This window comes from Nocardiopsis terrae (assembly GCF_014651695.1).
Lineage (GTDB): Bacteria > Actinomycetota > Actinomycetes > Streptosporangiales > Streptosporangiaceae > Nocardiopsis > Nocardiopsis terrae.
Map to the genome: position 1 here is coordinate 520,567 of NZ_BMXJ01000006.1, position 26,180 is coordinate 546,746.

Consider the following 26,180-nt stretch of genomic DNA (forward strand, 5'->3'; position numbering starts at 1 on the left):
AAACTTTTGGCGCTTTTATGGCTACCGGCCCCACTCCCCGGTCGCCTGTAAAGCGCTGCGCTGACACAGACGACCTCCAAGGAGCCCCGGGCCGGTACAGGCCCGGGGCTCCTTTGCTTTCACCACCGGGTCTGTCTCGACTCCCGGTCAGGCGCTACACCGCGCGGCTCAGCCAACAACCGACGAACAGGGACAACCCACATGGTCATCGTTATGGCGCCGGACGCCACCGCCGACAACATCGACGCGCTCGTCGAACTGGTCACCTCCGCCGGGGGCGAGGCCTACGTGACACGCGGTGTGAGCCGCACGATCATCGGTCTGGTCGGCAACGTCGAACGGTTCCAGGACCTGGGCCTGGCCGCCAAACCCGGGGTCAGCGACGTACTGCGCATCTCGGCCCCGTACAAGCTCGTCAGCCGGGAGAACCACGACAGCCGCACCGTGGTCAGCGTGCGCGGCGTCCCGATCGGCGGCGACAACATGACCGTCATCGCCGGCCCCTGCGCGGTCGAGACCCCCGAGCAGACCCTCGAAGCCGCCCGCATGGCCAGGGCCGCCGGTGCCGCGCTCCTGCGCGGTGGCGCCTACAAGCCCCGCACCTCCCCGTACGCCTTCCAGGGGCTGGGCGAGGAGGGCCTGAAGATCCTCGCCGACGTGCGTGAGAAGACCGGCATGCCCATCGTCACCGAGGTCGTGGACGCCGCCGACGTCGAGCTGGTCGCCTCCTACGCGGACATGCTCCAGGTCGGCACCCGCAACATGCAGAACTTCGCCCTGCTCCAGGCGGTCGGCGACGCCGGGAAGCCGGTCCTGCTCAAGCGCGGCATGAGCGCCACCATCGAGGAGTGGTTGATGGCCGCCGAGTACATCGCGCAGCGCGGCAACCTCGACATCGTCCTGTGCGAGCGGGGCATCCGCACCTTCGAGAAGGCCACCCGCAACACCCTGGACATCAGCGCGGTCCCGGTGGCGCAGAACCTCACCCACCTGCCGGTGATCGTGGACCCCTCGCACTCCGGCGGCAAGCGCGAACTGGTCCTGCCGCTCTCGCGGGCGGCCATCGCGATCGGCGCCGACGGCGTGATCGTGGACGTGCACCCGAGCCCGGAGACCGCGCTGTGCGACGGCCCCCAGGCGCTGCTCGAGGAGGACCTGGACGAGCTCCGCGACCTGGCGGGCACCCTGGCCACCCTGAGCGGCCGTACCCTCACCCCGGCGCCCGGGCGCGAGTTCGCCGCGCTGTGAGGCAGAGGTGCCCCGGACGCTCGCGGCAGGAGCGTCCGGGGCACCTTCGTGTCCGTGCCGGCCCCGCTACCCGGCGGCGGTGGCGGTGGCGGGCGTGACCCGCTCGGGCGCCGCCTCGCCCAGGAAGCTGGGCTTGTGCATCTGGGCGGTGGTGACCAGCTGCTCGGCCAGCTCCTCGGCGTCCAGACGCTTCTCGATCTGGCGCAGGTCGCCGATCTTGGCGGCCGTCTCCACCTGGCGCGGGGTCAGCATCGTGCAGCAGTCCTCGTCGGGCAGCTCCGAGATGGCCAGGGTGCCGATCCGGCGGGCCTGGTCCATGATCTCGGTCTTGTCCATGCCGATGAGCGGCCGCAGGATCGGCAGGTCGACCGCGTCGTCCAGGGCGGTGATGTTGGTCATCGTCTGGCTGGAGACCTGGCCCAGGGCGTCGCCGGTGATCAGGCACTCCGCGTTCAGGTCGTCGGCCAGGGCCTCTGCGGTCTTGAGCATCAGGCGCCGCTGGGCGACGATCTGGAGCCGCTCGATACCGGAGCTCTTGAGCTGCTGCTGCGCCTTGCCGAAGGGCACCACGAACAGGCGCGAGCCCACCTGGTAGCGGTCCAGCTGGCGGACCAGGCTGTAGGCCTTGTAGATGGACTCGGGGCCGGTGAAGGGCATCCCGGAGAAGTGCAGGAAGTCGACCTTCAGACCGCGCCGGATCATCCGGTGGGCGGCGACGGGGGAGTCGATGCCGCCTGACATCAGGACCAGGCCGCGCCCGCTCATCCCGGCGGGCAGGCCGCCCTGGCCGGGGATGCCGTCGGTGAAGACGAAGGCCTCGTCCTTGTCGATCTCGACGTACAGGGTGTTGTCGGGGCGCTTGAGGTTCACCCCGTAGCCGTGGGCCTCGATGATCCTGGACCCGAGGAACCCGGCGAGCTCACCGGAGTTCATCTCGAAGCGCTTGTCGCGACGGCGGGCGCGCACCGCGAAGGTGCCCTCCCGATCGGCCATCGAGCGCACGGCGATGTCGGTGATGGTCTCCAGGTCCTTGGCCACGCGGCGCACCAGGTGCACCCAGACCACGCCCATGACGTTGGCCATCCGGTCGGCGATCTCGGCGATCTCCAGGTCGGAGGCGCCCGGCTTGCGCACGATGATCACGCCGGCGCCCCGCTGGGAGAGCCGGATCTCGCCCAGGTCGCGGACGGAGGAGCGGATGTTGTTGTGCAGGCGGCGCTCGAACAGCTTGCGGTTGGAGCCCTTGAGAACGATCTCGCCGAGCTTCATGAGCACGCAGAGCTCGCCGAGCCCGGCGTCGGCTCCGACCTCGGTTGCGGGGAGCGGCGCGGACTCCAGCGACGCGGACATGGTGCTACCTCCGGAAGATGGTGCTTCGCGCCCCGGCGGGGCGGAGTCGTGGTGACGGAGCCGGATGGGGACCCGGCTCCTCCCAGTATCGAACAATCCCCGGACCGCTCGGTCCATTCCCGCCCCCGTGCGCTGCCCGGTGAGATCCCGGACACGGAGCGGCCCCTCCCCGGGCGGGGAGGGGCCGCGTGCCGGTGCGCGGGGGCCGACCCCTAGCCGAAGAAGACCTCGGCCTCCTCGTACCGCTCGGCGGGCACGGTCTTGAGGGTGTCGGTGGCCTCGGCCAGGTCCACGCGCACGATGTCGGTGCCCTGGAGCCCGACCATCTTGCCGAAGGACTTGTCGTGCACGGCCTCGATGGCGTTCACGCCCAGGCGGGTGGCGAGCACCCGGTCGAAGGCGGAGGGGGTACCGCCGCGCTGGACGTGGCCCAGCACGACCGAGCGGGCCTCCTTGCCGGTGCGCTTCTCGATCTCCTCGGCCAGCGTCTGACCGATGCCGCCCAGGCGCACGTGGCCGAAGGCGTCCTTCTCACCGGTGGCCAGTTCCAGCTGCCCCTCCTTGGCGTGGGCGCCCTCGGCGACCACGAGGATGGGGGCGTACTGTGTCTCGAAGCGGCTCTCGACGTGCTTGATGACCTCGTCCATGTCGAACGGGCGCTCGGGGATGAGGATGACGTTGGCCCCGGCGGCCATGCCCGAGTGCAGGGCGATCCAGCCGGCGTGGCGGCCCATGACCTCCACCACGAGGGCGCGGTGGTGCGACTCCGCGGTGGTGTGCAGGCGGTCGATCGCCTCCATGGAGATGTTGACGGCCGTGTCGAACCCGAACGTGTAGTCCGTCGCGTTGAGGTCGTTGTCGATGGTCTTGGGCACGCCCACGACGTTGACCCCGCGGTCGTGCAGTTGGCGGGCCACGCCCAGGGTGTCCTCACCGCCGATGGCGACCAGGGCGTCCACGCCGAGCCCGGCCATGTTGTCCTTGACCCGCTCGACACCGCCCTCGATCTTCATCAGGTTGGTGCGGGAGGAACCCAGGATCGTTCCGCCGCGCGGAAGGATGCCGCGCACGGCGCTGATGTCCAGCGGCATGGTGTCGCCCTCCAGGGGCCCCCGCCAGCCGTCCCGGAAGCCGATGAACTCGTAGCCGTAGTCCTTGATGCCCTTGCGGACCACGGCCCGGATGACCGCGTTCAGACCCGGGCAGTCTCCGCCACCGGTCAGCACACCGACTCGCATGCGACTTCTCCTCGACGTTGTGGTTGTCCACGGCGCGTGGCGCCATATGGTCTAGACCATAGTGTGCGGGGGGAGCCCGGGCCAACCCCGGTCGGCAATCGCCCTCCGAAACTCCGGGGGCGGGCTGGGAGCGTGACCGAAAGTGCCTGGGGCGCTGCGGGGAAGGTTACTCGTCCAGGCCCTGATCGATGGCGTAGCGCACCAGCTCCACCCGGTTGTGCAGGTGCAGCTTGGTCAGGGTGTTCTGTACGTGGTTCTGTACCGTGCGGTGGGAGATGCCCAGGCGGCGGGCGATCTGCTTGTAGGCCAGCCCCTTGGCGACGAACCTCAGCACCTCGGTCTCGCGCGGGGTCAGGGCGGGCACCCGCCCGGGCCCGTCCGGGGAGCGGTCGCCGCCGGCCGAAAGCCGCCGGTACTCACCGAGCACCAGGCCGGCCAGCCCCGGGGTGTAGACGGCCTCGCCGGTGTGGACCCGCCGGACGGCGTCGAGGAGCTCCTCGCGCCCGGCCGACTTCACCAGGTAGCCGGTGGCCCCGGCCTTGACCGCGGACAGTACGTCCTCGCTCTCCCCGCTGGCGGACAGGACCAGCACCCGGGGCGGTTCGGGCAGCCCCACCAGGGCCGCGGTCAGCTCCACCCCGTCGGTGTCCGGCAGGTGCAGGTCCACCACGGCCAGGGTGGGCCGGGCCGCGGGCGCGATACGCAGTGCCTTGGCCCCGTCGCCCGCGGTCCCCACCACCCGCAGGCCCGCCTCGGTCAGGTCGCGGGCCACCGCCTCGCGCCACATGGGGTGGTCGTCCACCACCAGTACCCGGATATCGTCGCCGTTCATGCCGCAGACGATAGCGCCGCCGCCCGAATCCGCACCAGGGCGGGCCGGATCAGTCCTCGTCGTCGTCGTCCTCGTCGAAGTCGCCCAGGTCGATCCCGCCGGGGGTGGCGGTGATCGTGATCGTGGTGTCCTTGGGCGCGGTACCGGTGTGCGACTGGTGCGCGACCTCCCGGCCGCCCAGGATGCGCTCGACCTCCACCTTGAACCCGGCGTCCTTCAGTGCCTTGCGGGCGTCCTTGACGGACTCGCCGGTCACGTCCGGGATCTCGATCTCGGGCGGTCCGCTGGAGACGGTCAGGGTGACGGTGGCCCCGGGACCGACGCTGGTGCCGGTGTCGGGCTCCTGCGTGATCACCTTGCCCTCGTCGATGCTCTCGCTCGCCTCCTCGACGACCTCGACCGTCAGGCCCAGCTCGGTCAGGATCCTCTCGGCCTCCTCCAGCTCCTCGCCGGCCAGGCCCGGAACGGGGATGCCGCTGGAGAAGGTGACCGTCACCGTCTCCTCCCGGTCGGCCTCGGCCCCCGCCTCGGGTACGGTCGCCATCACCTCACCCTGCTCGTGGTCCGGGGAGTCCTGCTCCTCCTGGACGATGTTGTCCGGCTCGAAGCCGAGGTCCTCCAGCGCCTTGAGCGCGTTGGCGACGTCCTCGCCCACCAGTTCGGGCATGGTCACCGACTGGGGCCCCTTGGACAGGAACACGGCCACCTCGTCGCCGGGGGACAGCCGCTCGCCGACCTCCGGGTCGGTGCCGCTGACCTCTCCCGCCGCCACCTCGTCGCTGTAGACGTTCTCCTCGGACAGGTCGAAGACCAGGCCCGCCCCGCGGATCTGTTCGCTGGCGGCCTCGGGGCTCATCCCCACCACGTCGGGGACGGGCTCGAACTGGCCGACCAGGAACCACCAACCCGCCACGCCCACGACCAGGGCCAGGGCGGCCGCGCCGACCACCATGAGGAGGTTGCGCGAGGACCGCGGACGGTCCCGGCCGGGGTAGTCGTCATCGTCGTCGTAGTCATCGCCGCCCAGGTCGACGCCGTCCATGTCGACGACCATGGTGGCGTTCTCGGTACCCGGACCGGCGCCCCCGGCGATCAGCTGGGGCGCGGTCATGGTGGCCGCCGCGGGCGCCGGGGCGGCCACCGGGGCCATGCGCCCCGGGGACTCCGCAGGGGCCTCGGGGAGGGTCCCCAGGACCTCCAGGACCTTCGCCAGGTACTGGCCCGCGTTGCTCGGCCGGTACCTGGGGTCGCGCTCGGTCGCCTTGGTGACCAGGGCGTCCACCTCGGGCGGCAGCCCGGGCAGGAAGTGCGAGGGGCGGGGGACGTCCTCGTTCACGTGCTGGTAGGCGATCGCGATCGGGGTCTCGCCGGTGTGCGGCTGGCCGCCGGTGAGCAGTTCGTAGAGCATGATGCCCGCGGCGTAGACGTCGCTGCGGGCGTCGGCCACGCCCCGCTCGATCTGCTCGGGTGCCAGGTAGGCGGCCGTTCCCATCAGCGTTCCGGTGCGGGTCAACCCCTGGTTGGACTGCTCCACGGCGCGGGCCAGACCGAAGTCGGCCACCTTCACCCGGCCGTCCTGGCTGATCAGGACGTTCTCGGGTTTGACGTCGCGGTGCACCATGCCCGCCTGGTGGGCGGCCCCCAGCGCGGCCAGCGCCGAGGCCGTCACGTTCAGGGCGTCCCTGGGGGCCAGCCGGCCGCGCGCCTTGAGCAGGTCGCGCAGGGTCTGGCCGGGGACGTACTCCATGGCCAGGAACACGTGTCCCTGGTCCTCACCCTGGTCGAAGACCTGCACCACGTTGGGGTGGGAGAGCTTGGCGACCGAGTGGGCCTCGTTGATGAAGCGCTGGACGAAGGAGGGGTCCTGGGCCAGGGAGGGGTGCATCACCTTCAGGGCCAGCCGTCGGTCCAGGCGAAGGTCGTGAGCGACGTAGACCGTCGCCATACCGCCACCGGCGATCCTTGACTCGACGAAGTAGCGACGGTCCAGCGTCGCGCCTACAAGCGGGTCGGAAGTCCTCATGTCCACGGCGGAGTTGTGTCCTTGCTGCGGGGAGCGCGGGCGGTCGCGGCCGGTGGCGCGTACCCGACACCTGGTGTCGAACCGACACGATAGCGGAAGCCGGCGCCAGGTCTTGCCCCGCGGTTCACGGTCGCGGTGCCCCCGTACCCACCGGTGTGGCGGCCGACGCGGGGTCGGTGCGGGGCGTTCGCGCCTGGGTGGTCTGTCGGTGTGGGTACCGCCGAGCGGCCCGCACACCCCACCCACGGTAAGGGACGTCGGCAAACCCGCCGCGGTGCCGCGCTGGCCCGCGACCCGCCCGGGAGCGCCGGGACCGCCCGGCTCCCGCCGCGGCGGGAGCCCCCGCTCGGGCTCAGACCACGTCGGGGCTGGACGCCCGGGCGTGCCGGCGGACCGGGATGCGCCCGGCCAGCCGGGCACCGCGGCCCGCCCGTACGGCGTCGCGCATCGCCGTGGCCATGCGTACCGGGTCCTGGGCGCGGGTCACGGCCGTGGCCAACAGCACCGCGTCGCACCCCAGCTCCATCGCCAGGGCGGCGTCGCTGGCGGTTCCGATCCCCGCGTCCACGATCACCGGGACGTCGGCCTGCTCGACGATCAGTTCCAGGTTGTGCGGGTTGCGGATGCCCAGGCCCGAACCGATCGGCGCGGCCAGCGGCATGACGGCCGCGCAGCCCAGCTGTTCCAGGCGGCGCGCCAGCACGGGGTCGTCGTTGGTGTAGGGCAGGACCGTGAAACCGTCGTCGACGAGCGTCTCGGCGGCGTCCAGCAGTTCCACGGGGTCGGGGAGCAGGGTGTGTTCGTCGGCGATCACCTCCAGCTTCACCCAGTCGGTGTCCAGGGCCTCGCGGCCGAGCCGGGCGGTGCGCACGGCGTCGGCGGCGGTGAAGCACCCGGCGGTGTTGGGCAGGGGACGGATCCCGTTGCGCTTCAGCACGTCCCACACCGACCCCTGGGTGCCGGGGGCGATCCGGCGCATGGCCACGGTGGTCAGCTCGGTTCCCGAGGCCAGGAGGGCCTCCTCCAGGACTTCCAGTGAGGGGGCTCCGCCGGTGCCGGTGATCAGGCGCGACCCGAAGGAGGTGCCCGCGATGACGAGGGGGTCGCCGAGGGCGCGGTCCGGGGTCCGCCCGGACGGAGCGGCCCCGGAGGGGCTCGTCCGGGGCGTGGTCGTTGCGGACATGGTTCAGCCTCCCTGTACGGCGGTGAGTACGTCCACGCGGTCTCCCGCGGACAGCTCGGTGTCCGCCCACGCGGAGCGCCGCACCACCTCGTCGTTGACCGCCACCGCGATCCCGCCGGGGACCTCGCCGTCCCCGGACGAGGTGAGGTCGCGCACGACCGCCGCCACCGTGTCGGCCGCGCTCTCGCGACTCCGGCCGTTGATGATCAGTTCCACTGCTCTTCTCCCTGCTGTTCCCGCGCGGTTCCCTCCGCGCACTCCCGGAACGTGTCGTCGGCACCGCCGGGTCCGGGCGGCCCCTGACCGGCGGTGAACCGGTCGGCGGCGAACCGGCGCGCGTACGCGGGCAGCGCGCCCCGGGTGAGGGCCTCGGCCATGGCGTCGCCGGTCGCGGGGGCCAGCAGCACCCCGTGCCGGAAGTGTCCGGCGGCCAGGTGCAGGCCGGGGACCCGGGTGGGGCCGAGGAGGGGTTCGTTGTCGGGGGAGCCGGGGCGCAGCCCGACACAGGTCTCGGTGACCTCCAGTTCGCTCACCCCGGGGACGAGTTCGCGCGCGTCCCGCAGGACCTGCCAGAGCCCGCCGACGGTGAGGGCGGTGTCGTGGCCCAGTTCCTCCTGGGTCGCGCCCACGACGACCTCGCCCCCGTCCCTGGGCACGAGGTAGACCGGGAATCCCCTGACCAGGCCGCGCACGGTGCGGTTGACCAGAGGGGGTTCGCCGGCGGGGACCCGGGCGCGCAGCAGTTGTCCCTTGACGGGGCGCAGCGGGGGCACCACGGGTTCGGGCACCCGGACGCGGTCGCCCCAGCACCCCGCCGCCAGGACGGCCTGGTCGGCCGGCAGGACGGAGCCGTCGGCCAGGCGCACGCCCAGACGGGCGCCGCCGGGGCCGGGGGAGGTGATCTCCTCGGCGTGTCCGCGGACCTCGCGCACGCCTTCCCGCTCACCGGCCAGGGCCAGGGCCAGGAGCAGCCTGCGGGGGTCCACGGAGTGGTCCTCCGGGGCCAGCACCCCGCCGCGCACGCCCGGGGCGAGCACGGGTTCGAGACGGCGGCACCCGCGGCTGGTCAGCCGTTCGGTCGGCACGCCCAGGTGCCTGTGCAGCTCGTGCAGGCGGGTGAGGACGGCGAGGTCGTCGCGGTCGAAGGCGACCAGGAGCGTTCCCGTGCGCCGGTGGCCGACGTCCACGCCGCTCGCCGCCTGGAGTTCGGTGACGAAGTCGGTGTACAGGCCCGCCGAGCGGACACCGAACTCCATCAGCTCCTCCTCGCCGAACACCGCCTCCGTGGCGGGGGTGAGCATGCCCGCGGCGACGGTCGAGGCGGCGCGGGCGGAGGAGGGCTCGGTGACGGGGTCGGGTTCGACGAGGGTGACGGACAGGCCGCGCTGGGCGACCCGCCATGCGGTGACCCGGCCGATGACGCCGCCGCCGACCACGACCGCGGTATTGGTAGGACGAATCGTCTCGTGAGGGGGAGCGTCGAAGGTACGCACGGCGCCGTGTTCCACTCCCTTCGCCGGCATGACCCGGATCAGGTTCGTGCGGTCGGAGGCGGTGAGCCTCCCTCTCAGCCGGGTCCACCCGGCTCCCGCGGGACGTGTCTGTTCGACTCCATCCTAGGGCAGGGCGTCCAGCTCCGGCAGTGGCGGGGATCTCCGAGCGGGGGGCGCCCCGCCCGGACGGATGGTCCCCGGGAGCTGGTCGGGTGTGGCAGATTGGTGGGGTGACACAAAGCGACCGTGAAATCGACGAACTCGTCGGCGACTGGCTGACCCTGCGTGAGGCGGCCGTGCCGCTGGGTGTGAGCCCCAACCGGATCAAGACGCTCATCCGCGAGAACCGCCTGATGGGCGTGGTCCGTGGTGGCGAGCTCTCCATCCCCGCCGCCTTCCTGGACGGCGAGGACCTCGTCAAGGGACTGCCGGGCACCATCGTGCTGCTCACCGACGCGGGTTTCTCCACCGAGGAGGCCCTGCGCTGGTTGTTCACCCCGGACGAGAGCCTCCCGGGCACCCCGATCCAGGCCATGCGGGAGAACCGGGGCACCGAGGTCCGCCGCCGGGCCCAGGGGATGGCCTTCTAGTCCCGGGCGCGGTCCGTCGGGCACGCCGTCCCGGCCGCGACCCTTGGGCCGCCGGGACGTCAGGGCCTAGTGTGGTCGGTGTGAGGACCAGCCACGGAACCAGCCTGCGCAAGCGCCTGGACGCATCCCTTCTGTACCTGTGCACCGACGCCCGGACCGGGCGCGGCGATCTCGCGGAGTTCGCGGACGCCGCCCTGGCGGGGGGCGTGGACATCATCCAGCTCCGGGACAAGGATCTGGAGGCGCGTCAGGAAATGGCGGCGCTCGAGGTCCTGCGGGAGGCGTGCGAGCGCCACGGGGCACTGCTCGCCGTCAACGACCGGGCCGACATCGCCCGGGCGGTGCGCGCCGACGTCCTGCACCTGGGCCAGCGCGACCTGCCGGTGCCCATGGCCCGCGACATCATCGGCGCCGACCCGGTCATCGGCCGCTCCAACAACGACGCCGAGGCCGCCGAGCTCTCGGCGGAGGAGCCCGGGAGCGACTACTTCTGCGTGGGCCCGACCTGGGCGACGCCCACCAAACCGGGGCGTGCGGCCGCCGGTCTGGAACTGGTGGAGCGGGCCGCGGCGCTGGGCACCGACCGGCCGTGGTTCGCGATCGGCGGTATCGACCTCGGCAACATCGACCAGGTGCTGGGCGCCGGTGCCACCCGGGTGGTCGTGGTGCGCGCGATCACCGAGGCGGAGGACCCCCGCGCGGCAGCCGGCGCGCTGAGGGCCCGGCTGGCCGTCCGCGCCGACAACACCTGACCGCCCCCTGGTCGCCCGGCCAGGCGTGCAGGGGGCGGTGCCGTGGTCAGGGCACCAGGAGCGCCTTGCCCAGGACCCTGCGGCCCTCCAACGCGCCGTGTGCCTCGGCGGCGCGCTCCAACGGCAGGGTCAGCCCCACGTGCGGTCGGATCCGACCGGCCCGGGCCTCCTCCAGGACCAGCCTGGTCAGGTCCCGCTTGCCTGTTCCGTCCGCCGGTTCGAGGTCGAACAGGCCCAGGGCGGTGATCCCGCGGCGCCCGGCCTCCGCGTCGTCGACCTCGGCGAACTCACCGCTGGGCGTTCCGTAGCTCACGAAGCGGCCGCCGTCGGCGGTGGCGGCGAACGCGGCGGTGCCCAGGGCGCCGCCCGCACCGTCGACCACCACGTCCGCCCCGCCTCCGGTGATCTTCCCGACCCGCTCCAACCAGTCGGGTTCGGAGTAGTCCACGACCTCCTCGGCGCCGAGCTCGCGGGCCAGGGCCAGTTTCTCCGGGCCCCTGGCGGCGCCGATCACCCGCGCCCCCGCGAGGCGTGCCAGCTGGACGGTCAGGCTGCCCGCTCCGCCGGTGGCGGCCAGCACCAGTACCCAGGAGTCCGGGGTGAACCGTGCGGCCCGCTCCAGGAGCAGGGCGGTGGCACCGTCGGTCATCAGCGCGAGCGCCTCGTGGGCGCCCACGCCCTCGGGCACCCTGACGAGTGACTCCTGGCGCAGCACCGCCCGCTCGGCGTAGCCGTTGACCGGCACTGACGCCTCCCCGTCCCCGTCCGGCGGGCCCGTCTCGCCGACGACCTCCGCGCCCAGCCACGCCTGGTCCGTCTCCGGACCGGCCTCGACCACCCTGCCCGACACGCCTCCTCCGGGCACGTAGGGCGGAGCCACCGGGAAGTGGTCCGTGCCCCGGCCCGACCGGATGAGGGTGTCCAGGTACATCACGTTGGCGCCGGTCACCTCCACCAGGACCTGGCCGGGTCCCGGCCTCGGGTCGGGGACCTCCCGGGTCACCAGGACCTCGGGTCCGCCGAACTCGTCCACCCGTACTGCGCGCATCTGCACCACACTCCTTCTCGGCGGGATCGTTCCCGCTGCCCACAGTCTTCTTCCTCAACTAATGTTGAGGTCAACTGTCGGCTCCGGAAAGAACGAAACCGCCGGGCACGGGGCACGGCGGTGGCGGAGAAGGGCGCGGTCAGACCGCGACGTGGGAGAGGGCGCTCGGGTGGCGGCGCAGGAAGCCCTCCATGGACTGCGCCGGATGCCCGGTCAGGTCCGGGACGGTGGTCGATACCACGTCCATCTCCCCGGCGGCGATCGCCGCGTACGAGGAGGCCCAGCCCTCGATCTCCCACTCGGCGGCCCCGCTCCGGCGGCGCGACTCCAGCGCCTCCTCCCAGGTCTGGGGCACGTACCGGATGTCGCGGCCGGTCAACCGGCTCAGCTTCGCCACGGTGGCGCCCACCGACAGGGCCTCCGGCCCGGTCACGTCGTAGGCCGCCCCCTCGGAGGCGGCCACCACCACGGGGTCGGTCAGTACCGCCGTGGCCACGTCCGCCACGTCGTCACGGGAAACCCACGCGGCCCTGCCGTCCCCGGCCGGCCCGCGCACCACACCCTCCTCGTCCACCCAGCCGGGTAGCAGGTCCAGGTACAGGCTGGGTCTCAGGAACGTGTGCGACACACCGGTCGACCGGATGTGGGCCTCGGTGTAGAAGTGCGTACGGGCGAACGTGAACGTGGAGGCGGGGCCAGCGCCGAGGAACGACAGGTACACGATCCGGGACACCCCGGCCCGGACCGCCCCGTCCACCGCGCTCAGGTGCGTGCGCACCCGGTCCTCGGACTCGGTCGCCGAGACCAGGAAGAGCGTGTCCACGCCTCGGCAGGCCCGCTCGAAGTCGGCGGTGTCCTCGTAGGCCGCCATCGCCGCGCTGCTCTCCGGGTACTCGGGTGCCCGGTTGATGTCACGCACGATGAGACGTTGCGCCAAGCCGAGCCTCGCGATCCGGGCGGCCACACGCCCGCCCAGCGCACCCGTGGCCCCGGTCACCCCTATGGTGTGGTTTGTCATGTGATCGTCGCCCATGGAAACCCATCCTGGGGTACGAGTGGCTGCCGGGCGCTCATCGGCACGCCCCTTTTTGCGCCCGCCGGTCAGGGGGTGGTGCGCTCTTGGTGATCACCCGCCGGACCGCCCCCGGAGGACGGGCCGACCGCTCCGGTCGGGCCCCGGTAGGACAGCCTGCGCAACAGGGCCTCGGCCGGTCCGCGCCGCCCCGCGCGCTCCATCGCGTGGGCGGCCACCACCGTCACCAGCCACACCCCGGTCGCGTACAGGAACATCGTCCACGAGGACATATGCGCCGCCAGCCCCAGACCCCAGGCGGCCAGGATCGGGGCGCACAGCACCGACTGGGCCAGATAGGAGCTGAGGGAGCGCTTGCCGGTGGCACCCAGCGCGGTCACGACGACCCCCGGGGCCCGGCCGCGCTCCTGGATCCGGTGTGCGACCAGGGCGATCAGCGCGACGTAACCGACCCCGCAGAACAGGCCGGTCAGCATGTGCGGCATGGTCAGCATCTGCCCCTGGGTCGGAGACAGTTCCCAGACGCCGAGCTGGGTCAGCGCCAGGGGGAGTCCGCCGAGCCAGCCGACGGTGACGCCCGCGACCGCGGCCCAGCGCAGGAGGACGAGGTGGCGCCCCGGCTCCTCCAGGATCCGGCGGCGTGCCGCCCAGTAGCCGAACAGGATCGCGGCGGGCACGGCCAGGCCCAGCAACCCCTGTCCGACACTGACCAGGGGCCAGAACGCCACGCGTTCCAGTGCGGCGGAGAGGGGGGACGTGTCACCGATGTTGGCGGCCGAGGCGCTCAGGTCGAAACCGCCCTGGCCGCCCGTGGCGGCCTCGTCGACGAAAGGCAGGGCCAGCAGGCTGAACGCGGCCAGCAGCGCCATCAGAGCGGTCAGCACCGCGCCCCACACGAGCAGGGTCACGTCCCTGCGCCGGAAGAACAGCCATCCCAGGAGCAACCCGGCCAGACCGTAGGCGCCGAGCACGTCGCCTATCCAGAGCAGGAGGGCGTGGAAGAAACCGAAGACGATCAGCCACAGGTTGCGGCGGCGCAGCAGTGCGTTGACCTCCCGGACGGCCGTACCCGCCGCCTCCTGGCGCGTGGCCAGCTGCACCATGCCGTAGCCGAACAGGAAGGCGAACATCGGGTAGCTGCGCATGTCCACGGCCATGACCGTGAAGAACTGCGCCGCCGCGTCCAGGGCTCCCCCGGGTTCCGGGTGCATGGTGGCGCCGCCCCGCGGTGCGGCCCACAGGTACCAGACCGTGTTGGCCAGGGCGATGAACAGCAGCATGAAGCCGCGCGCGAGGTCCGGGGCGAGCGCCCGTTCGGACGCACTGGTCGGTCCGAGCGCGGCGGTGTGTCTGGACATGGGAGGGCTCCGGTTCCGGGGTCTGTCTCGGGCTCCGATTCAAGCCGGAACCGGACGGCCGGCACAACCGGAAAAAGCCTGAGAAATCCCTCGAATTCTCAGGGTTTCCCCTGAGGCCTCCGGGCTCCGATGCCCTCCGGGCGGCGGATCAGTGCGAGCGCCGGGTCGCGGCCACGACCAGCTCGCCCAGCGGTCCGCGGGCGGCCTCGTCCAGTTCGGGGCTCTCCAGGGCGTCGAGGGCCTGCCCGGTGTACTCGGAGATCATCGACTCGCAGGCGGCCAGCGCCCCGGAGGACTCGATCAGGCCGCACATCCACTCCACCGAGTCCACCGCCAGGTCGGGGGCGCCCAACAGGTTCCGGAAGCGTTCGGCGTCGGCGGGACCGGACCGGGCCAGTGTCTCGGCCACGACCAGGGTGCGCTTGCCCTCGCGCAGGTCGTCCCCGGCGGGCTTGCCCGTGGTGGACGGGTCGCCGAACACCCCGAGCACGTCGTCGCGCAGCTGGAAGGCGATCCCCAGGGGGATGCCGTAGGCGGTGTAGACCCCGGCCAGCTCCTCGTGGCGCCCGGCCAGGGCGGCGCCCAGGTGCAGGGGCCGCTCCACCGTGTACTTGGCCGTCTTGTAGCGCATCACCCGCAGGGCGGCCTCGCGGCTGGCCGTGCCCCGGACCTGCTCCAGGGTGTCCAGGTACTGACCGGCCATCACCTCGGTGCGCATCGCGTCGAAGGGGGCCCTGCCCTCGCGGAGGGTCTCCGGTGCGAAGCCGCTCGCCTGGTACATCTCGTCCGACCAGGCCAGGCACAGGTCGCCGATGAGGATCGCGGCGCCCCGGCCGAACTCCTCACTGCCACCGTTCCAGCCGCGGTCGGCGTGCAGTTCGGCCATGCGCTTGTGTGTGGCGGGCTGTCCCCGCCGGGTGTCGCTGTTGTCGATCACGTCGTCGTGGATCAGCGCACAGGCCTGGAGGAACTCCAGGGAGGCGGCGGCCCGGACCATCCGCTCGTCACCGGCGGCACCGCCCGCTCCGCGCCACCCCCAGTGGGCGAAGGTGGGGCGCAGGCGCTTGCCTCCGGAGACCATGGCCTCCAGGGAGTCCATCGCCGGGGCCAGCTCCTCTCCGACCTCCAACAGGTGCCCGCGGTGCGAGGCGCAGAAGGAGGAGAGTTCACGGTCCACGTCGGAACGGATGACGGAGGCGGCTGAGAAAGCGGAGGAGACGGCCATGCACTGCACATTATCGGCTGTCCGCGACGGGACGGGCGCCCCTGCGGAGTTCAGCGCGTCCCACCCCGGGTAGGGCGCGCGGAGCCGCTTCCGAGACGATCGTGTCTCTTTATCTGGAAGGGTTTTCGATGAGGACGCTGAAACCTGCTCACATTCTGGGAAAGAGACGGTTTCGATCTCCCGGGTCTCACCAAATGGGACTCGGCGTCCGGCCACCGGAGGGGGCTCGCCTAGGATTGGTGCCATGCTGGCTGCACCGACCCACCCTGTGGCGCCCCGAACCCCGGCCTCGAAGCCGCGTCATATCCGTGAGCTCCTCGACTCGGGCGAGCCGATGTTCTCCTTCGAGTTCTTCCCGCCCCGGACCCCCGGGGCCAACGAGCGCCTGTGGCGGGCGATCCGCGAGATCGAGGCCCTGGGTCCCTCCTTCGTCTCGGTCACCTACGGCGCGGGTGGCAGCACCAGGGGTATGACGGTGGAGACCACCGAGCGCATCGCGACCGACACCACTCTGCTGCCGGTCGCGCACATGACGCTGGTGGACCACTCCGTCGCCGAGCTGCGCCACCTCATCGGACGGTTGGCCGACGCCGGGGTGTCCAACATGCTGGCCGTGCGGGGCGATCCGCCCGGGGACCCGGACGGCGAGTGGGTCAGCCACCCGGAGGGGCTCACCTACGCCGAGGAGCTCGTGCGGCTGCTCAAGGAGAGCGGCGACTTCTGCGTGGGCGTGGCGGCCTTCCCCTACAAGCACCCCCGCTCCGCCGACGTGGAGACCGACACCGACTACTTCGTACGCAAGTGCGAGGCCGGTGCCGACTACGCCATCACCCAGATGTTCTTCGACCCCGAGGACTACCTGCGCCTGCGCGACCGGGTGGCGGCCCGCGGCTGCGAGGTCCCCCTCATCCCCGAGGTCTTCCCCGTGGTGCGCACGTCCTTCATCCCGCGTTCGGAGAAACTGTCGGGGGCTCCGTTCCCGCGCGCCCTGGCGGCGAAGTTCGAGAGCTTCGGCGACGACGCCGAGGCCGTGAGGGCCTTCGGTATCGAGTACGCCCAGCGCATGTGCGAGCGCCTGCTCGCCGAGGGCGCGCCGGGCATCCACTTCATCACCTCGAACCAGTCCACGGCCACCAGGCAGATCTACCGGGAGGTCGCCGGTCCGCGGGTCCGGCGAGCGGAAGCCGGGCGGCCATGATCGTGAAGGGCTGGTCGGGCGAGCCGGGGAACGAGAAGGCCCCCAGCACCTCGACGAACCCGCACGAACGGTAGAGGTGGCGCGCCGCGGAGGGGCCCGTACGGGTGGACAGCACCGCGGTGCGCTCCGTGCGCCCCGAACACAGGGCGTGCAGGAGCGACCGGCCGATGCCGCGGTTCTGCGCCTCGGGGTGGACGTGCACCTCGGCGATCTCCAGGGGGTCGGCGAGGTAGCGGCGGACGTGCCGTGAACGCCCGTGGGCGTGCAGCCCCTCGGTGACGACGTCGTGCCACCACTGCCCCGTGCGGCCGTGGAAGGCGTAGGCGAAGCCCACCGGGTGCCCGTCGTGCAGCGCCACCACCGACCCGAACCCGGGGTAGCGGGAGTGCTCGGCCATGACGGCGGCCCGCCCCGGGAGCTGTGCGGACGGCGGGCGCATGGCGGCCCCGTAGATCTCCAGGAGCGCGGGGACGGCGTGCGTGAACGCTGGGGGCGCGAGTTCGCGTAACTCGGTGTCGGCTGCCACGTCCCCAGACTAGACCTCGGGCTCTGCCGCCGCTGGTGGTTCCGGCGGGCGGACCGCGGTCTCCGCCGGCCCCGCGGGTCTCCTTGACGCCCCGCGCCGGAGGAGTGTTAACTGGTTCGTGTCGAACATGAGTTCGATGGGACCGCCGGTTCGGCCGGCGGGGCCCGGTGCGGCAGGGCAGGGGAGGGGAAGCCCCCGCCCGGCCGTGCTGCTTTCCAGGGGTCTTCCCGGGGCGCGGTGTCCCGGGGGCCGGGCGCGCGAAAGCCGGGTGCCCCGGCTGAAGGGGCCACCCGGCTTTCGTGGTCCGCGTGTGCGGTCGTCGCGATCGGCGCTGTTAGAAGGCGTCGACGGCGCGACGCGCCTCCGGGTCGAGGACGCCCCAGTTGATGAGCTCCTCGGTCAGGTCCCCGGGGGACTTGTCGTAGATGACCGCGAGTGAACGCAGGTCCTCCTGGCGGATGGAGAGCACCCGCCCGTTGTAGTCGCCCCGCTGGCTCTGGATGGTGGCGACGTAGCGGGAGAGCGGTCCCGCCTTCTCCTGCGGGAGCTGCTGCATGCGCTCCAGGTCGATGACCAGCTTGGGTGTCGGACCCAGAGGTGTGGGTGCGGCGCCGCCGGGCAGCAGCTCCGACATCGGCACCCCGTAGAAGTCGGCCAGCTCGGCCAGCTTCTGCACGGTGACGGCGCGGTCGCCACGCTCGTAGGAGCCCACCACGACGGCCTTCCAGCGTCCGTGGGACTTCTCCTCCACCCCGTGCAGGGACAGGCCCTGTTGGGTGCGGATGGCACGCAGTCGCGCACCGAGGGACTTGGCGTATTCGGATGGCATTTTCTTGTCGCTCCCGGCCGTGACGGTGGCTGGCGTGAGTGGGGAGACGTCCGCTCGTACTCGGCGGGCCGCCTGGGCGGTCCAGCGGATGGTCACGGGGTGCAACCCCACCCGGTAGTGGTTACAGACAGTGACGGTAGAGGGGGGCTGGTGTCCAGGTCAAGCCGTTGGTGTGAAACGCGACTAATCAGTGGCCAAACCGTGCGTAGGTGAGACGCCTCTCATTTGTGGACCAGTTGGGGCGAGTTGGGCACTCCTGGAAGGCGGAAAGCCCGCTCCTGCAGGGAATTTCGTGTTTCCTCCACGTGGGGTGCGAATCCGTAGTGTCATGAAACGAATACCCTTCACTGGGCAAAAGGTGGCATCGGGTGTGACTAGCATCACATTCGTAGTCTCGGGTTGTGGAACGAGTCTGAAGGCCCCTCCGTCCGCGCTGGTAGCGTGGGCACGATCGACATCCTTTAACGACCTGTTCTGTGAGGCAGGGAAGGGGTCATTACTTTGCGTGCGCAAAAACCAACAAAAGGTGATGTGGGCTCCGCTGATCCCGCACCGGATCCCGACGCACCCGAGGTGCCCGAAGGCACCAGAGCCGTCCTCGACGGCAACGAGCTCAACCGGGCACTGACCCGTATCGCCCACGAGGTGCTCGAACGCACCAAGGGCGGCCAACACGTCACCCTCCTGGGCATCCCCTCACGCGGCGTACCGCTCGCCCGGCGCCTGGCCCGGCGCATCGAACGGGTCGAGGACCTCAGCGTCCCCACCGGCTCCCTCGACATCACGATGTACCGCGACGACCTGCGGCTGGCCCCCGCCCGCGCTCTCGGCAGGACCGAGATCCCGGCAGGCGGACTCGACGACCGCGTCGTCGTCCTCGTCGACGACGTCCTCTTCTCCGGCCGCACCGTCCGCGCGGCCCTCGACGCGCTCGGCGACCTCGGCCGCCCCCGCGCGGTCCAACTCGCCGTCCTCGTCGACCGGGGCCACCGCGAACTGCCCATCCGCGCCGACTACGTGGGCAAGAACCTGCCGACCTCCCTGCGGGAGAGCGTCACCGTCCGCCTGGACGAGACCGACGGCCACGACGCGGTTCTCCTCGGGCCCTCCCGCCCTTCACCCGCCAACACCCTCAAGGGCGGTCTCAAGGGCGGCCTGCGGTCCGGTTCCCCCGACTCGTCGCCCGCCACCACCGAAGGGGACGACTGATGCGACACCTGCTGTCCGCCGGAGACCTCAGCCGCGACGAGGCCACCCTCGTCCTGGACACCGCCGCCGAACTCGCCCAGGTCGGGGACCGCTCGGTCAAGAAGCTCCCCACCCTGCGCGGCCGCACCGTGGTCAACCTCTTCTACGAGGACTCCACCCGCACCCGGACCTCCTTCGAGCTGGCGGCCAAGCGCCTGTCCGCCGACGTCATCAACTTCTCCGCCAAGGGGTCCAGCGTCTCCAAGGGCGAGAGCCTCAAGGACACGGCGCTCACCCTGCAGGCCATGGGAGCCGACGCCGTCGTCATCCGGCACAGTGCCTCCGGGGCCGCCCACCGCCTGGCCAACTGGGTGGACGGCTCCGTCCTCAACGCGGGCGACGGCACCCACGAACACCCCACCCAGGCCCTGCTGGACGCCTACACCATGCGCGACCGCCTGGGACGCCTCGACGGCCTGCGCGTGGCCGTCGTCGGCGACATCCTGCACAGCCGGGTCGCCCGCTCCAACGTGCTGCTGCTCACCACCCTGGGCGCACACGTCACCCTGGTCGCACCGCCGACCCTGCTCCCGGTCTCGGTGCACACCTGGCCGTGCGAGGTCTCCTACGACCTCGACGAGGTGTTGCCCAAGTCCGACGTGGTCATGATGCTGCGCGTGCAGGCCGAGCGCATGCGCGACTCCTTCTTCCCCTCGGTCCGCGAGTACAGCCGCAACTACGGGCTCGACGGAGAGCGCCTGAACCGGATGCCCGCCGAGGCCATCGTCATGCACCCCGGCCCGATGGTCCGGGGCATGGAGATCTCCGCGGAGGTCGCCGACTCGCCCCGCTGTACCGTCACCGAGCAGGTCGCCAACGGTGTCAGCCTGCGCATGGCCGTGCTCTACCTGCTGCTCGGCGGCTCCTAGCCGTGTCTGCCTTGGACCTCCGCTCCGCTTCGATCCGTGTTCGGGCGCCTGAAAGGGCAGGAACTTTCGGCATCTGCGGTGTGATGGCTCATTCCTCGCCACCACACCTCCGGTACCTCCAAAACCCTGCCGGCGCCCGAACGGCCCGGTGCCCGAACGGGGGACCCGACGCCCGAACGGCTCGGAGTCCGACACCCGAACGGCCCGGCGCCCGCGCCCGGTGAGCTCTCCGCAGCCCGGACGCCGGACGCCCACGAACCTCATCTCCACAGAACACGAGAAAGCCGACACCCCGATGCCCCACACCAAGGGACCGCACCTGGTCCGCGGAGCCCGCCCGCTCGGCGGCGACCCCGTCGACCTGCTGTTCGTCGACGGCCTGATCGCCGAGACCGGATCCGGCCTGCAGGCCCCCGAAGGCGCCCAGATCGTGGACGCCACCGGCCTGATCGCCCTGCCCGGACTCGTGGACCTGCACACCCACCTGCGCGAACCCGGCCGCGAGGACGCCGAGACCGTCGCCTCCGGCTCCCGTTCCGCCGCGATGGGCGGCTACACCTCCGTGCACGCCATGGCCAACACGGACCCCGTCGCCGACACCGCCGGCGTGGTCGAACAGGTCTGGCGCCTGGGCCGCGAGGCCGGATACTGCGACGTGCGCCCCGTCGGCGCCGTCACCGTCGGCCTGGCGGGCGAACAGCTCTCCGAGATCGGCGCGATGGCCGACTCCGCCGCCCAGGTCAGGGTCTTCTCCGACGACGGCATCTGTGTCTGGGACGCCCTGCTGATGCGCCGGGCCCTGGAGTACGTCAAGGCCTTCGACGGCGTCATCGCCCAGCACGCCCAGGAGCCCCGCCTCACCGAGGGCGCCCAGATGAACGAGGGCTGCGTCTCCGACCGGCTCGGCCTGCCCGGCTGGCCCGCGGTCGCCGAGGAGGCGATCATCGCCCGCGACTGCCTGCTCGCCCAGCACGTCGGCTCGCGGCTGCACGTGTGCCACGTCTCCACCAAGGGCTCGGTGGACATCATCCGCTGGGCCAAGGAGCGCGGCTGCGACGTCACGGCGGAGGTCACCCCGCACCACCTGCTCCTCACCGACGACCTGGTGGAGAGCTACGATCCCATCTACAAGGTCAACCCGCCCCTGCGCACCGCCGAGGACGTCCAGGCGCTGCGCGAGGGCCTGGCCGACGGGACGATCGACATCGTCGCCACGGACCACGCCCCCCACCCCGTGGAGGCCAAGGAGACCGAGTGGTCCACGGCCGCCATGGGAATGGTCGGCCTGGAGACCGCGTTGCCGGTCGTGCAGCGGACGATGGTCGACACCGGCCTGCTCACCTGGGCCCAGGTCGCCGACCGCATGTCCGCCGCTCCGGCCCGCATCGGCCGGGTGAGCGGCCACGGCCGCGGCCTGGCGGTCGGTGAACCCGCCAACGTCGTCCTGTACGACCCGGAGGCGCCCGTCGACGTCGACGGGGCGGCCATGGCCACCAAGAGCAGCAACACCCCGTTCCGGGGGATGACCCTGCCCGGCCGGGTCCGCGCCACGTTCCTGCGCGGCGCGCCCACCGTCCTGGAGGGGAAGATCAATTGAGCACAGTGAACACAGGCACCCAGGCCAGCCCTGGTGGCACAGAGGGGGGAAACGTGTCCGAGGAGACCGGCGGGCCGGCGATTCTGGTACTCGAGGACGGGCGCGTGTTCCGCGGCCGATCCTTCGGTGCCACCGGTGAGACCTTCGGCGAGGCCGTCTTCAACACCGGGATGACCGGTTACCAGGAGACCCTCACGGACCCCTCCTACCACCGCCAGATCGTGGCGATGACCGCGCCGCACATCGGCAACACCGGGGTCAACGACGACGACCCCGAGTCCGGCCGGATCTGGGTCGCGGGATACGTCGTCCGCGAGCCCGCGCGCATCCCCTCCAACTGGCGCGCCCAGCGCACGCTCGACGAGGAACTGCGCCGCCAGAACGTGGTCGGAATCGCCCTCACCGGGACCCGGGCCCTCACCCGGCACCTGCGGGACCGCGGCGCCATGCGCGCCGCCGTCAGCACCGTCGAGACCGACCCCGAGGCGCTGCTCGCCCGCATCCTGGAGCAGCCCCGCATGGCCGGCTCCGACCTGGCCGCCGAGGTCAGCACCGACGGCGCCTACGAGATCCTGCCGCCCGAGGGGGTGGCGACCCGCTTCCACGTCGCCGCGGTCGACCTCGGGATCAAGGCGATGACGCCCCAGCGGCTGGCCGAGCGCGGCTGCCGGGTCACCGTGCTGCCCGCCTCCGCCACCGCCGAGGAGATCCTCGCGCTCGACCCGGACGGCGTCTTCTTCAGCAACGGCCCCGGGGACCCCGCCACCGCGGACCGCCCGGTCGAGGCGATGCGCGGCGTCCTGGACTCCGGGAAGCCGCTCTTCGGTATCTGCTTCGGCAACCAGATCCTGGGCCGGTCCCTGGGCCTGGGCACCTACAAGCTGCCCTTCGGCCACCGGGGCGTCAACCAGCCGGTCATCGACACCCGCACCAAGAAGGTCGCGATCACCAGCCAGAACCACGGCTTCGCCGTCGACGCACCGCTCGACGCCCCCTTCGACACCCCCTACGGCCGGGCCGAGGTCAGCCACATCGGCCTCAACGACCAGGTCGTCGAGGGTCTGCGGCTGCTGGACCGCCCCGTCTTCAGCGTCCAGTTCCACCCGGAGGCCGCCGCGGGCCCCCACGACGCCGCCGAGCTCTTCGACGAGTTCGTCGACCTGATGTCCGACCAGCCCGCACCGGCTGCCAAGTAGTAAGAGGAACAGAGCATGCCGCGCCGTAGTGACCTTTCATCCGTCCTCGTGGTCGGCTCCGGTCCGATCGTGATCGGGCAGGCGGCCGAGTTCGACTACTCGGGTACCCAGGCCTGCCGTGTCCTGCGGGCCGAGGGCCTGCGGGTCATCCTGGTCAACTCCAACCCGGCCACGATCATGACCGACCCGGAGATCGCCGACGCCACCTACGTCGAGCCGATCACCCCCGAGATGATCGAGAAGATCATCGCCAAGGAGCGCCCCGACGCGCTCCTGCCCACCCTGGGCGGGCAGACCGCGCTCAACGCCGCCGTCGACCTCGACGAGGCCGGGATCCTGGCCAAGTACGACGTCGAGCTCATCGGCGCCAACATCGAGGCCATCCAGTCCGGCGAGGACCGCGAGAGCTTCAAGCGGATCGTCGAGCGCATCGGCGGCGAGTCCGCCCGCTCGCGTATCTGCCACACCCTCCAGGAGTGCCTGGACGCCGCCGAGGAGCTGAGCTACCCGGTCGTGGTGCGCCCGTCCTTCACCATGGGCGGCGCCGGTTCGGGTTTCGCCCACGACGAGGGCGAGCTGCGCCGCATGGCCAGTCAGGGCCTCACGCTCTCCCCGACCACCGAGGTGCTCCTGGAGGAGTCCATCCTCGGCTGGAAGGAGTACGAGCTGGAGCTGATGCGCGACACCAACGACAACGTCGTGGTCGTGTGCTCCATCGAGAACCTCGACCCCATGGGCGTGCACACCGGCGACTCCATCACCGTGGCCCCGGCCATGACCCTCACCGACCGCGAGTACCAGAAGCTGCGCGACATCGGTATCGCGGTCATCCGCGAGGTCGGAGTGGACACCGGCGGCTGCAACATCCAGTTCGCCGTCCACCCCACCACCGGCCGGATCATCGTCATCGAGATGAACCCCCGGGTGTCCCGCTCCTCGGCGCTGGCCTCCAAGGCCACCGGCTTCCCGATCGCCAAGATCGCCGCCAAGCTGGCCGTCGGCTACACGCTGGACGAGATCCCCAACGACATCACCAGGGAGACCCCGGCCAGCTTCGAGCCCACGCTCGACTACGTGGTCGTGAAGGTCCCCCGCTTCGCCTTCGAGAAGTTCCCCGGCGCCGACCCCACCCTCACCACCACCATGAAGTCGGTGGGCGAGGCCATGGCCATCGGCCGGTCCTTCCCCGAGGCCCTGCAGAAGGCCATGCGCTCCCTGGAGAAGGCGGGCGTCGGCCTGACCTGGGCGGGCGATCCCGGTGACAAGGACGAGCTGCTGCGCCGCTCCGCGCAGCCCACCGAGCACCGGCTCCGCCAGGTCCAGCAGGCCCTGCGCGCCGGAGCCACGGTGGAGGAACTGCACGAGTCCACGAAGATCGACCCCTGGTTCCTGGACCAGATGCTGCGCCTGGAGGAGACGGCCCGCGTCCTGGCCGGAGCGGGCAAGCTCGACGCGGACCTGCTCCGCGAGGCCAAGGGCCTCGGTTTCTCCGACGTCCAGATCGGCGAGATCACCGGCAAGTCGGAGGACGTGGTCCGCGAACTCCGGCACGCCCTGGGCATCCACCCCGTCTACCTGACCGTGGACACCTGCGCCGCCGAGTTCGAGGCCCAGACGCCGTACCTGTACTCCAGCTACGACGAGGAGACCGAGGTCCCCACCGGGGACAAGCCCAAGATCATCATCCTGGGCTCGGGCCCCAACCGCATCGGCCAGGGAGTGGAGTTCGACTACTCCTGCGTCCACGCCTGCTTCGCGCTCTCCGACGCCGGGTTCGAGACCGTCATGGTCAACTGCAACCCCGAGACCGTCTCCACCGACTACGACACCAGCGACCGGCTCTACTTCGAGCCGCTCACCCTGGAGGACGTGCTGGAGGTCGTGCGCGCCGAGCAGGCCGCCGGACCGGTCGTCGGGGTCATCGTCCAGCTCGGCGGCCAGACCCCGCTGGGCCTGGCCCGCCGCCTCAAGGCCGCCGGGGTGCCCATCATCGGCACCAGCCCCGAGGCCATCGACCTGGCCGAGGACCGCGGCGCCTTCGGCCGGGTCCTGGCCGACGCCGGACTGCCCGCGCCCAAGTACGGCATGGCCTACTCCTTCGCCGAGGCCAAGGCCGCCGCGGACGAGATCGGCTACCCGGTCATGGTCCGCCCGTCCTACGTGCTGGGCGGCCGCGGCATGGAGATCGTCTACAGCGAGAAGATGCTCGCCGACTACATCGAGCGCAACGCCGAGGTCAGCCCCGAGCACCCGGTCCTGATCGACCGCTTCCTCGACGACGCCATCGAGATCGACGTCGACGCCATCTACGACGGCAGGGACCTGTACCTGGGCGGCGTCATGGAGCACATCGAGGAGGCCGGGATCCACTCCGGCGACTCGGCGTGCACCCTGCCCTCGATCACCCTGGGCAGCGAGGACATCGAGCGCATCCGCTACTCCACCGAGGCCATCGCGCGCGGCACCGGGGTGCGGGGCCTGCTCAACGTCCAGTACGCGCTGGCCTCCGGCGTCCTCAACGTCCTGGAGGCCAACCCGCGCGCCTCCCGCACCGTGCCGTTCGTCTCCAAGGCCACCGCGGTGCCGCTGGCCAAGGCCGCCGCCCGCGTCATGGCCGGGAGCAGCATCGCCGAGCTCCGCGCCGAGGGCATGCTGCCCGCCCAGGGCGACGGCGGCGACCTGCCCGCCGACGCCCCGGTATCGGTCAAGGAGGCCGTGCTCCCCTTCAACCGGTTCATCAACAAGGAGGGCGAGGGCGTCGACACCGTCCTGGGCCCGGAGATGCGCTCCACCGGTGAGGTCATGGGCCTGGACACCGAGTTCGGTTCCGCCTACGCCAAGTCCCAGCTGGCGGTCAACGGCACGGTACCCACCCAGGGCAAGGTGTTCGTCTCGGTCGCCAACCGCGACAAGCGCTCGATGATCTTCCCGGTCAAGCGGCTGGCCGACCTCGGCTTCGAGATCCTGGCCACCGAGGGCACCGCCGTGGTGCTGCGCCGCAACGGCGTCCGCGCCACCGTGGTGCGCAAGCACAGCACGGGTGTCGGGCCCCAGGGCGAGCCCACCATCGTTCAGCTCATCCACGACGGCGACGTCGACCTGATCGTCAACACCCCGTTCGGTAGCGCGGGCCAGGCCGGTCCCCGCCTGGACGGGTACGAGATCCGGACCGCCGCCATCGTGCGGGGGGTGCCCAGCGTCACCACCGTGCAGGGTCTGGCCGCCGCCGTGCAGGCGATCGAGGCCCGTGTGCGCGGCGACGTCGGGGTGCGCTCCCTCCAGGAACACGCCCGGACGCTCACGGCGAGCCGCCGGAGCTCCTAGGCTGTAGCCAGCCCGGGCCG

Annotated in this window: 22 protein-coding genes and 1 riboswitch; of the genes, 9 read left to right on the plus strand and 13 right to left on the minus strand. The window is 71.6% G+C overall.

What is annotated here, in order from left to right; genetic code table 11:
* Nucleotides 1–201 precede the first annotated feature (201 nt).
* Nucleotides 202–1,248, plus strand: coding sequence for a 3-deoxy-7-phosphoheptulonate synthase (aroF, locus tag IE195_RS19500; protein WP_191273515.1), 1,047 nt, complete (start codon nucleotides 202–204; stop codon nucleotides 1,246–1,248).
* A gap of 66 nt (nucleotides 1,249–1,314) precedes the next feature.
* On the opposite strand, the gene thiI is transcribed toward aroF, so the two are convergent.
* The 7 genes from thiI to thiO all read right to left on the minus strand — a co-directional run bounded on the left by thiI (nucleotide 1,315) and on the right by thiO (nucleotide 9,397).
* Nucleotides 1,315–2,598: a tRNA uracil 4-sulfurtransferase ThiI gene (gene thiI / locus IE195_RS19505; RefSeq protein WP_191273517.1), complete on the minus strand. Its 1,284-nt coding sequence runs from the start codon at nucleotides 2,596–2,598 to the stop codon at nucleotides 1,315–1,317.
* Between the two features lie 212 nt (nucleotides 2,599–2,810).
* Nucleotides 2,811–3,836 carry a 6-phosphofructokinase gene (locus tag IE195_RS19510; RefSeq protein WP_191273519.1) on the minus strand — a complete coding sequence of 342 codons (1,026 nt, stop codon included), beginning with the start codon at nucleotides 3,834–3,836 and terminating at the stop codon, nucleotides 2,811–2,813.
* A gap of 166 nt (nucleotides 3,837–4,002) precedes the next feature.
* A complete protein-coding gene (locus IE195_RS19515; RefSeq protein ID WP_191273521.1) occupies nucleotides 4,003–4,668 on the minus strand; it encodes a response regulator in 666 nt (221 codons plus the stop codon).
* 49 nt (nucleotides 4,669–4,717) lie between these two features.
* Nucleotides 4,718–6,697 (minus strand): Stk1 family PASTA domain-containing Ser/Thr kinase, encoded by a 1,980-nt coding sequence (gene pknB, locus IE195_RS19520; protein ID WP_191273523.1) that lies wholly within the window; start codon nucleotides 6,695–6,697, stop codon nucleotides 4,718–4,720.
* 346 nt (nucleotides 6,698–7,043) lie between these two features.
* Entirely contained in the window at nucleotides 7,044–7,874 is an 831-nt protein-coding gene (locus IE195_RS19525) for a thiazole synthase (protein WP_225942377.1), read from the minus strand.
* Between the two features lie 3 nt (nucleotides 7,875–7,877).
* Entirely contained in the window at nucleotides 7,878–8,090 is a 213-nt protein-coding gene (gene thiS / locus IE195_RS19530; protein ID WP_191273525.1) for a sulfur carrier protein ThiS, read from the minus strand.
* Complete coding sequence (gene thiO / locus IE195_RS19535; RefSeq protein WP_225942378.1) at nucleotides 8,081–9,397, minus strand: glycine oxidase ThiO; 1,317 nt, start codon at nucleotides 9,395–9,397, stop codon at nucleotides 8,081–8,083. Before thiO ends, thiS begins: the two co-directional genes overlap by 10 nt.
* A riboswitch (TPP riboswitch) is annotated at nucleotides 9,366–9,476 on the minus strand. It overlaps the preceding gene by 32 nt.
* A 121-nt stretch (nucleotides 9,477–9,597) precedes the next feature.
* Between thiO and IE195_RS19540 the strand changes: the two genes are divergently transcribed.
* Together IE195_RS19540 and thiE are read left to right on the plus strand one after the other, a co-directional pair.
* The gene (locus IE195_RS19540) at nucleotides 9,598–9,957 is read left to right on the plus strand and encodes an Rv2175c family DNA-binding protein (protein WP_191273527.1); all 360 of its coding nucleotides are present in this window, start codon (nucleotides 9,598–9,600) and stop codon (nucleotides 9,955–9,957) included.
* Nucleotides 9,958–10,037: 80 nt separating this feature from the next.
* A complete protein-coding gene (gene thiE, locus IE195_RS19545) occupies nucleotides 10,038–10,709 on the plus strand; it encodes a thiamine phosphate synthase (protein ID WP_191273529.1) in 672 nt (223 codons plus the stop codon).
* Nucleotides 10,710–10,755: 46 nt separating this feature from the next.
* Here the strand turns inward: thiE and IE195_RS19550 are convergent, their stop codons facing one another.
* The 4 genes from IE195_RS19550 to IE195_RS19565 form a co-directional block, all read right to left on the minus strand.
* Nucleotides 10,756–11,757, minus strand: a complete 1,002-nt coding sequence (locus IE195_RS19550) for a zinc-binding dehydrogenase (protein ID WP_191273531.1) — start codon at nucleotides 11,755–11,757, stop codon at nucleotides 10,756–10,758.
* Nucleotides 11,758–11,896: 139 nt separating this feature from the next.
* The gene (locus tag IE195_RS19555; protein WP_191273533.1) at nucleotides 11,897–12,790 is read right to left on the minus strand and encodes an SDR family oxidoreductase; all 894 of its coding nucleotides are present in this window, start codon (nucleotides 12,788–12,790) and stop codon (nucleotides 11,897–11,899) included.
* 68 nt (nucleotides 12,791–12,858) lie between these two features.
* Complete coding sequence (locus IE195_RS19560; RefSeq protein ID WP_191273535.1) at nucleotides 12,859–14,148, minus strand: DUF418 domain-containing protein; 1,290 nt, start codon at nucleotides 14,146–14,148, stop codon at nucleotides 12,859–12,861.
* Nucleotides 14,149–14,296: 148 nt separating this feature from the next.
* A complete protein-coding gene (locus IE195_RS19565; RefSeq protein WP_191273537.1) occupies nucleotides 14,297–15,373 on the minus strand; it encodes a polyprenyl synthetase family protein in 1,077 nt (358 codons plus the stop codon).
* A 268-nt stretch (nucleotides 15,374–15,641) separates the two neighbouring features.
* Here IE195_RS19565 and metF point away from each other — a divergent pair, with 268 nt between their 5' ends.
* A complete protein-coding gene (metF, locus tag IE195_RS19570) occupies nucleotides 15,642–16,571 on the plus strand; it encodes a methylenetetrahydrofolate reductase [NAD(P)H] (protein ID WP_191273758.1) in 930 nt (309 codons plus the stop codon).
* Here the strand turns inward: metF and IE195_RS19575 are convergent.
* The gene (locus tag IE195_RS19575; RefSeq protein WP_191273539.1) at nucleotides 16,483–17,097 is read right to left on the minus strand and encodes a GNAT family N-acetyltransferase; all 615 of its coding nucleotides are present in this window, start codon (nucleotides 17,095–17,097) and stop codon (nucleotides 16,483–16,485) included. The two genes, metF and IE195_RS19575, sit on opposite strands and share 89 nt — an antisense overlap.
* A 334-nt stretch (nucleotides 17,098–17,431) precedes the next feature.
* Complete coding sequence (gene bldD / locus IE195_RS19580; protein WP_013154123.1) at nucleotides 17,432–17,926, minus strand: transcriptional regulator BldD; 495 nt, start codon at nucleotides 17,924–17,926, stop codon at nucleotides 17,432–17,434.
* A gap of 501 nt (nucleotides 17,927–18,427) precedes the next feature.
* Between bldD and pyrR the strand changes: the two genes are divergently transcribed.
* The 5 genes from pyrR to carB all read left to right on the plus strand — a co-directional run bounded on the left by pyrR (nucleotide 18,428) and on the right by carB (nucleotide 26,160).
* Nucleotides 18,428–19,135 carry a bifunctional pyr operon transcriptional regulator/uracil phosphoribosyltransferase PyrR gene (gene pyrR, locus IE195_RS19585; protein ID WP_225942380.1) on the plus strand — a complete coding sequence of 236 codons (708 nt, stop codon included), beginning with the start codon at nucleotides 18,428–18,430 and terminating at the stop codon, nucleotides 19,133–19,135.
* Nucleotides 19,135–20,043 (plus strand): aspartate carbamoyltransferase catalytic subunit, encoded by a 909-nt coding sequence (locus IE195_RS19590; RefSeq protein ID WP_191273541.1) that lies wholly within the window; start codon nucleotides 19,135–19,137, stop codon nucleotides 20,041–20,043. Before pyrR ends, IE195_RS19590 begins: the two co-directional genes overlap by 1 nt.
* 295 nt (nucleotides 20,044–20,338) lie before the next feature.
* Complete coding sequence (locus IE195_RS19595; RefSeq protein ID WP_191273543.1) at nucleotides 20,339–21,640, plus strand: dihydroorotase; 1,302 nt, start codon at nucleotides 20,339–20,341, stop codon at nucleotides 21,638–21,640.
* A gap of 53 nt (nucleotides 21,641–21,693) precedes the next feature.
* Nucleotides 21,694–22,836, plus strand: coding sequence for a glutamine-hydrolyzing carbamoyl-phosphate synthase small subunit (carA, locus tag IE195_RS19600; protein ID WP_191273545.1), 1,143 nt, complete (start codon nucleotides 21,694–21,696; stop codon nucleotides 22,834–22,836).
* 15 nt (nucleotides 22,837–22,851) lie between these two features.
* Nucleotides 22,852–26,160 (plus strand): carbamoyl-phosphate synthase large subunit, encoded by a 3,309-nt coding sequence (gene carB, locus IE195_RS19605; RefSeq protein ID WP_191273548.1) that lies wholly within the window; start codon nucleotides 22,852–22,854, stop codon nucleotides 26,158–26,160.
* The last annotated feature ends 20 nt before the right edge of the window (nucleotides 26,161–26,180 follow it).

Bases quoted from the DNA above. Each gene is read 5' to 3' on its own strand.
- IE195_RS19515 (WP_191273521.1), bottom strand. From the start codon at position 4,668: ATGAACGGCGACGATATCCGGGTACTGGTGGTGGACGACCACCCCATG.
- bldD (WP_013154123.1), bottom strand. From the start codon at position 17,926: ATGCCATCCGAATACGCCAAGTCCCTCGGTGCGCGACTGCGTGCCATC.
- IE195_RS19550 (WP_191273531.1), bottom strand. From the start codon at position 11,757: ATGCGCGCAGTACGGGTGGACGAGTTCGGCGGACCCGAGGTCCTGGTG.
- IE195_RS19525 (WP_225942377.1), bottom strand. From the start codon at position 7,874: ATGTCCGCAACGACCACGCCCCGGACGAGCCCCTCCGGGGCCGCTCCG.
- IE195_RS19565 (WP_191273537.1), bottom strand. From the start codon at position 15,373: ATGGCCGTCTCCTCCGCTTTCTCAGCCGCCTCCGTCATCCGTTCCGAC.
- IE195_RS19555 (WP_191273533.1), bottom strand. From the start codon at position 12,790: ATGGGCGACGATCACATGACAAACCACACCATAGGGGTGACCGGGGCC.
- IE195_RS19510 (WP_191273519.1), bottom strand. From the start codon at position 3,836: ATGCGAGTCGGTGTGCTGACCGGTGGCGGAGACTGCCCGGGTCTGAAC.
- IE195_RS19560 (WP_191273535.1), bottom strand. From the start codon at position 14,148: ATGTCCAGACACACCGCCGCGCTCGGACCGACCAGTGCGTCCGAACGG.
- thiO (WP_225942378.1), bottom strand. From the start codon at position 9,397: ATGCCGGCGAAGGGAGTGGAACACGGCGCCGTGCGTACCTTCGACGCT.
- aroF (WP_191273515.1), top strand. From the start codon at position 202: ATGGTCATCGTTATGGCGCCGGACGCCACCGCCGACAACATCGACGCG.
- IE195_RS19595 (WP_191273543.1), top strand. From the start codon at position 20,339: ATGCCCCACACCAAGGGACCGCACCTGGTCCGCGGAGCCCGCCCGCTC.
- IE195_RS19590 (WP_191273541.1), top strand. From the start codon at position 19,135: ATGCGACACCTGCTGTCCGCCGGAGACCTCAGCCGCGACGAGGCCACC.
- thiI (WP_191273517.1), bottom strand. From the start codon at position 2,598: ATGTCCGCGTCGCTGGAGTCCGCGCCGCTCCCCGCAACCGAGGTCGGA.
- carB (WP_191273548.1), top strand. From the start codon at position 22,852: ATGCCGCGCCGTAGTGACCTTTCATCCGTCCTCGTGGTCGGCTCCGGT.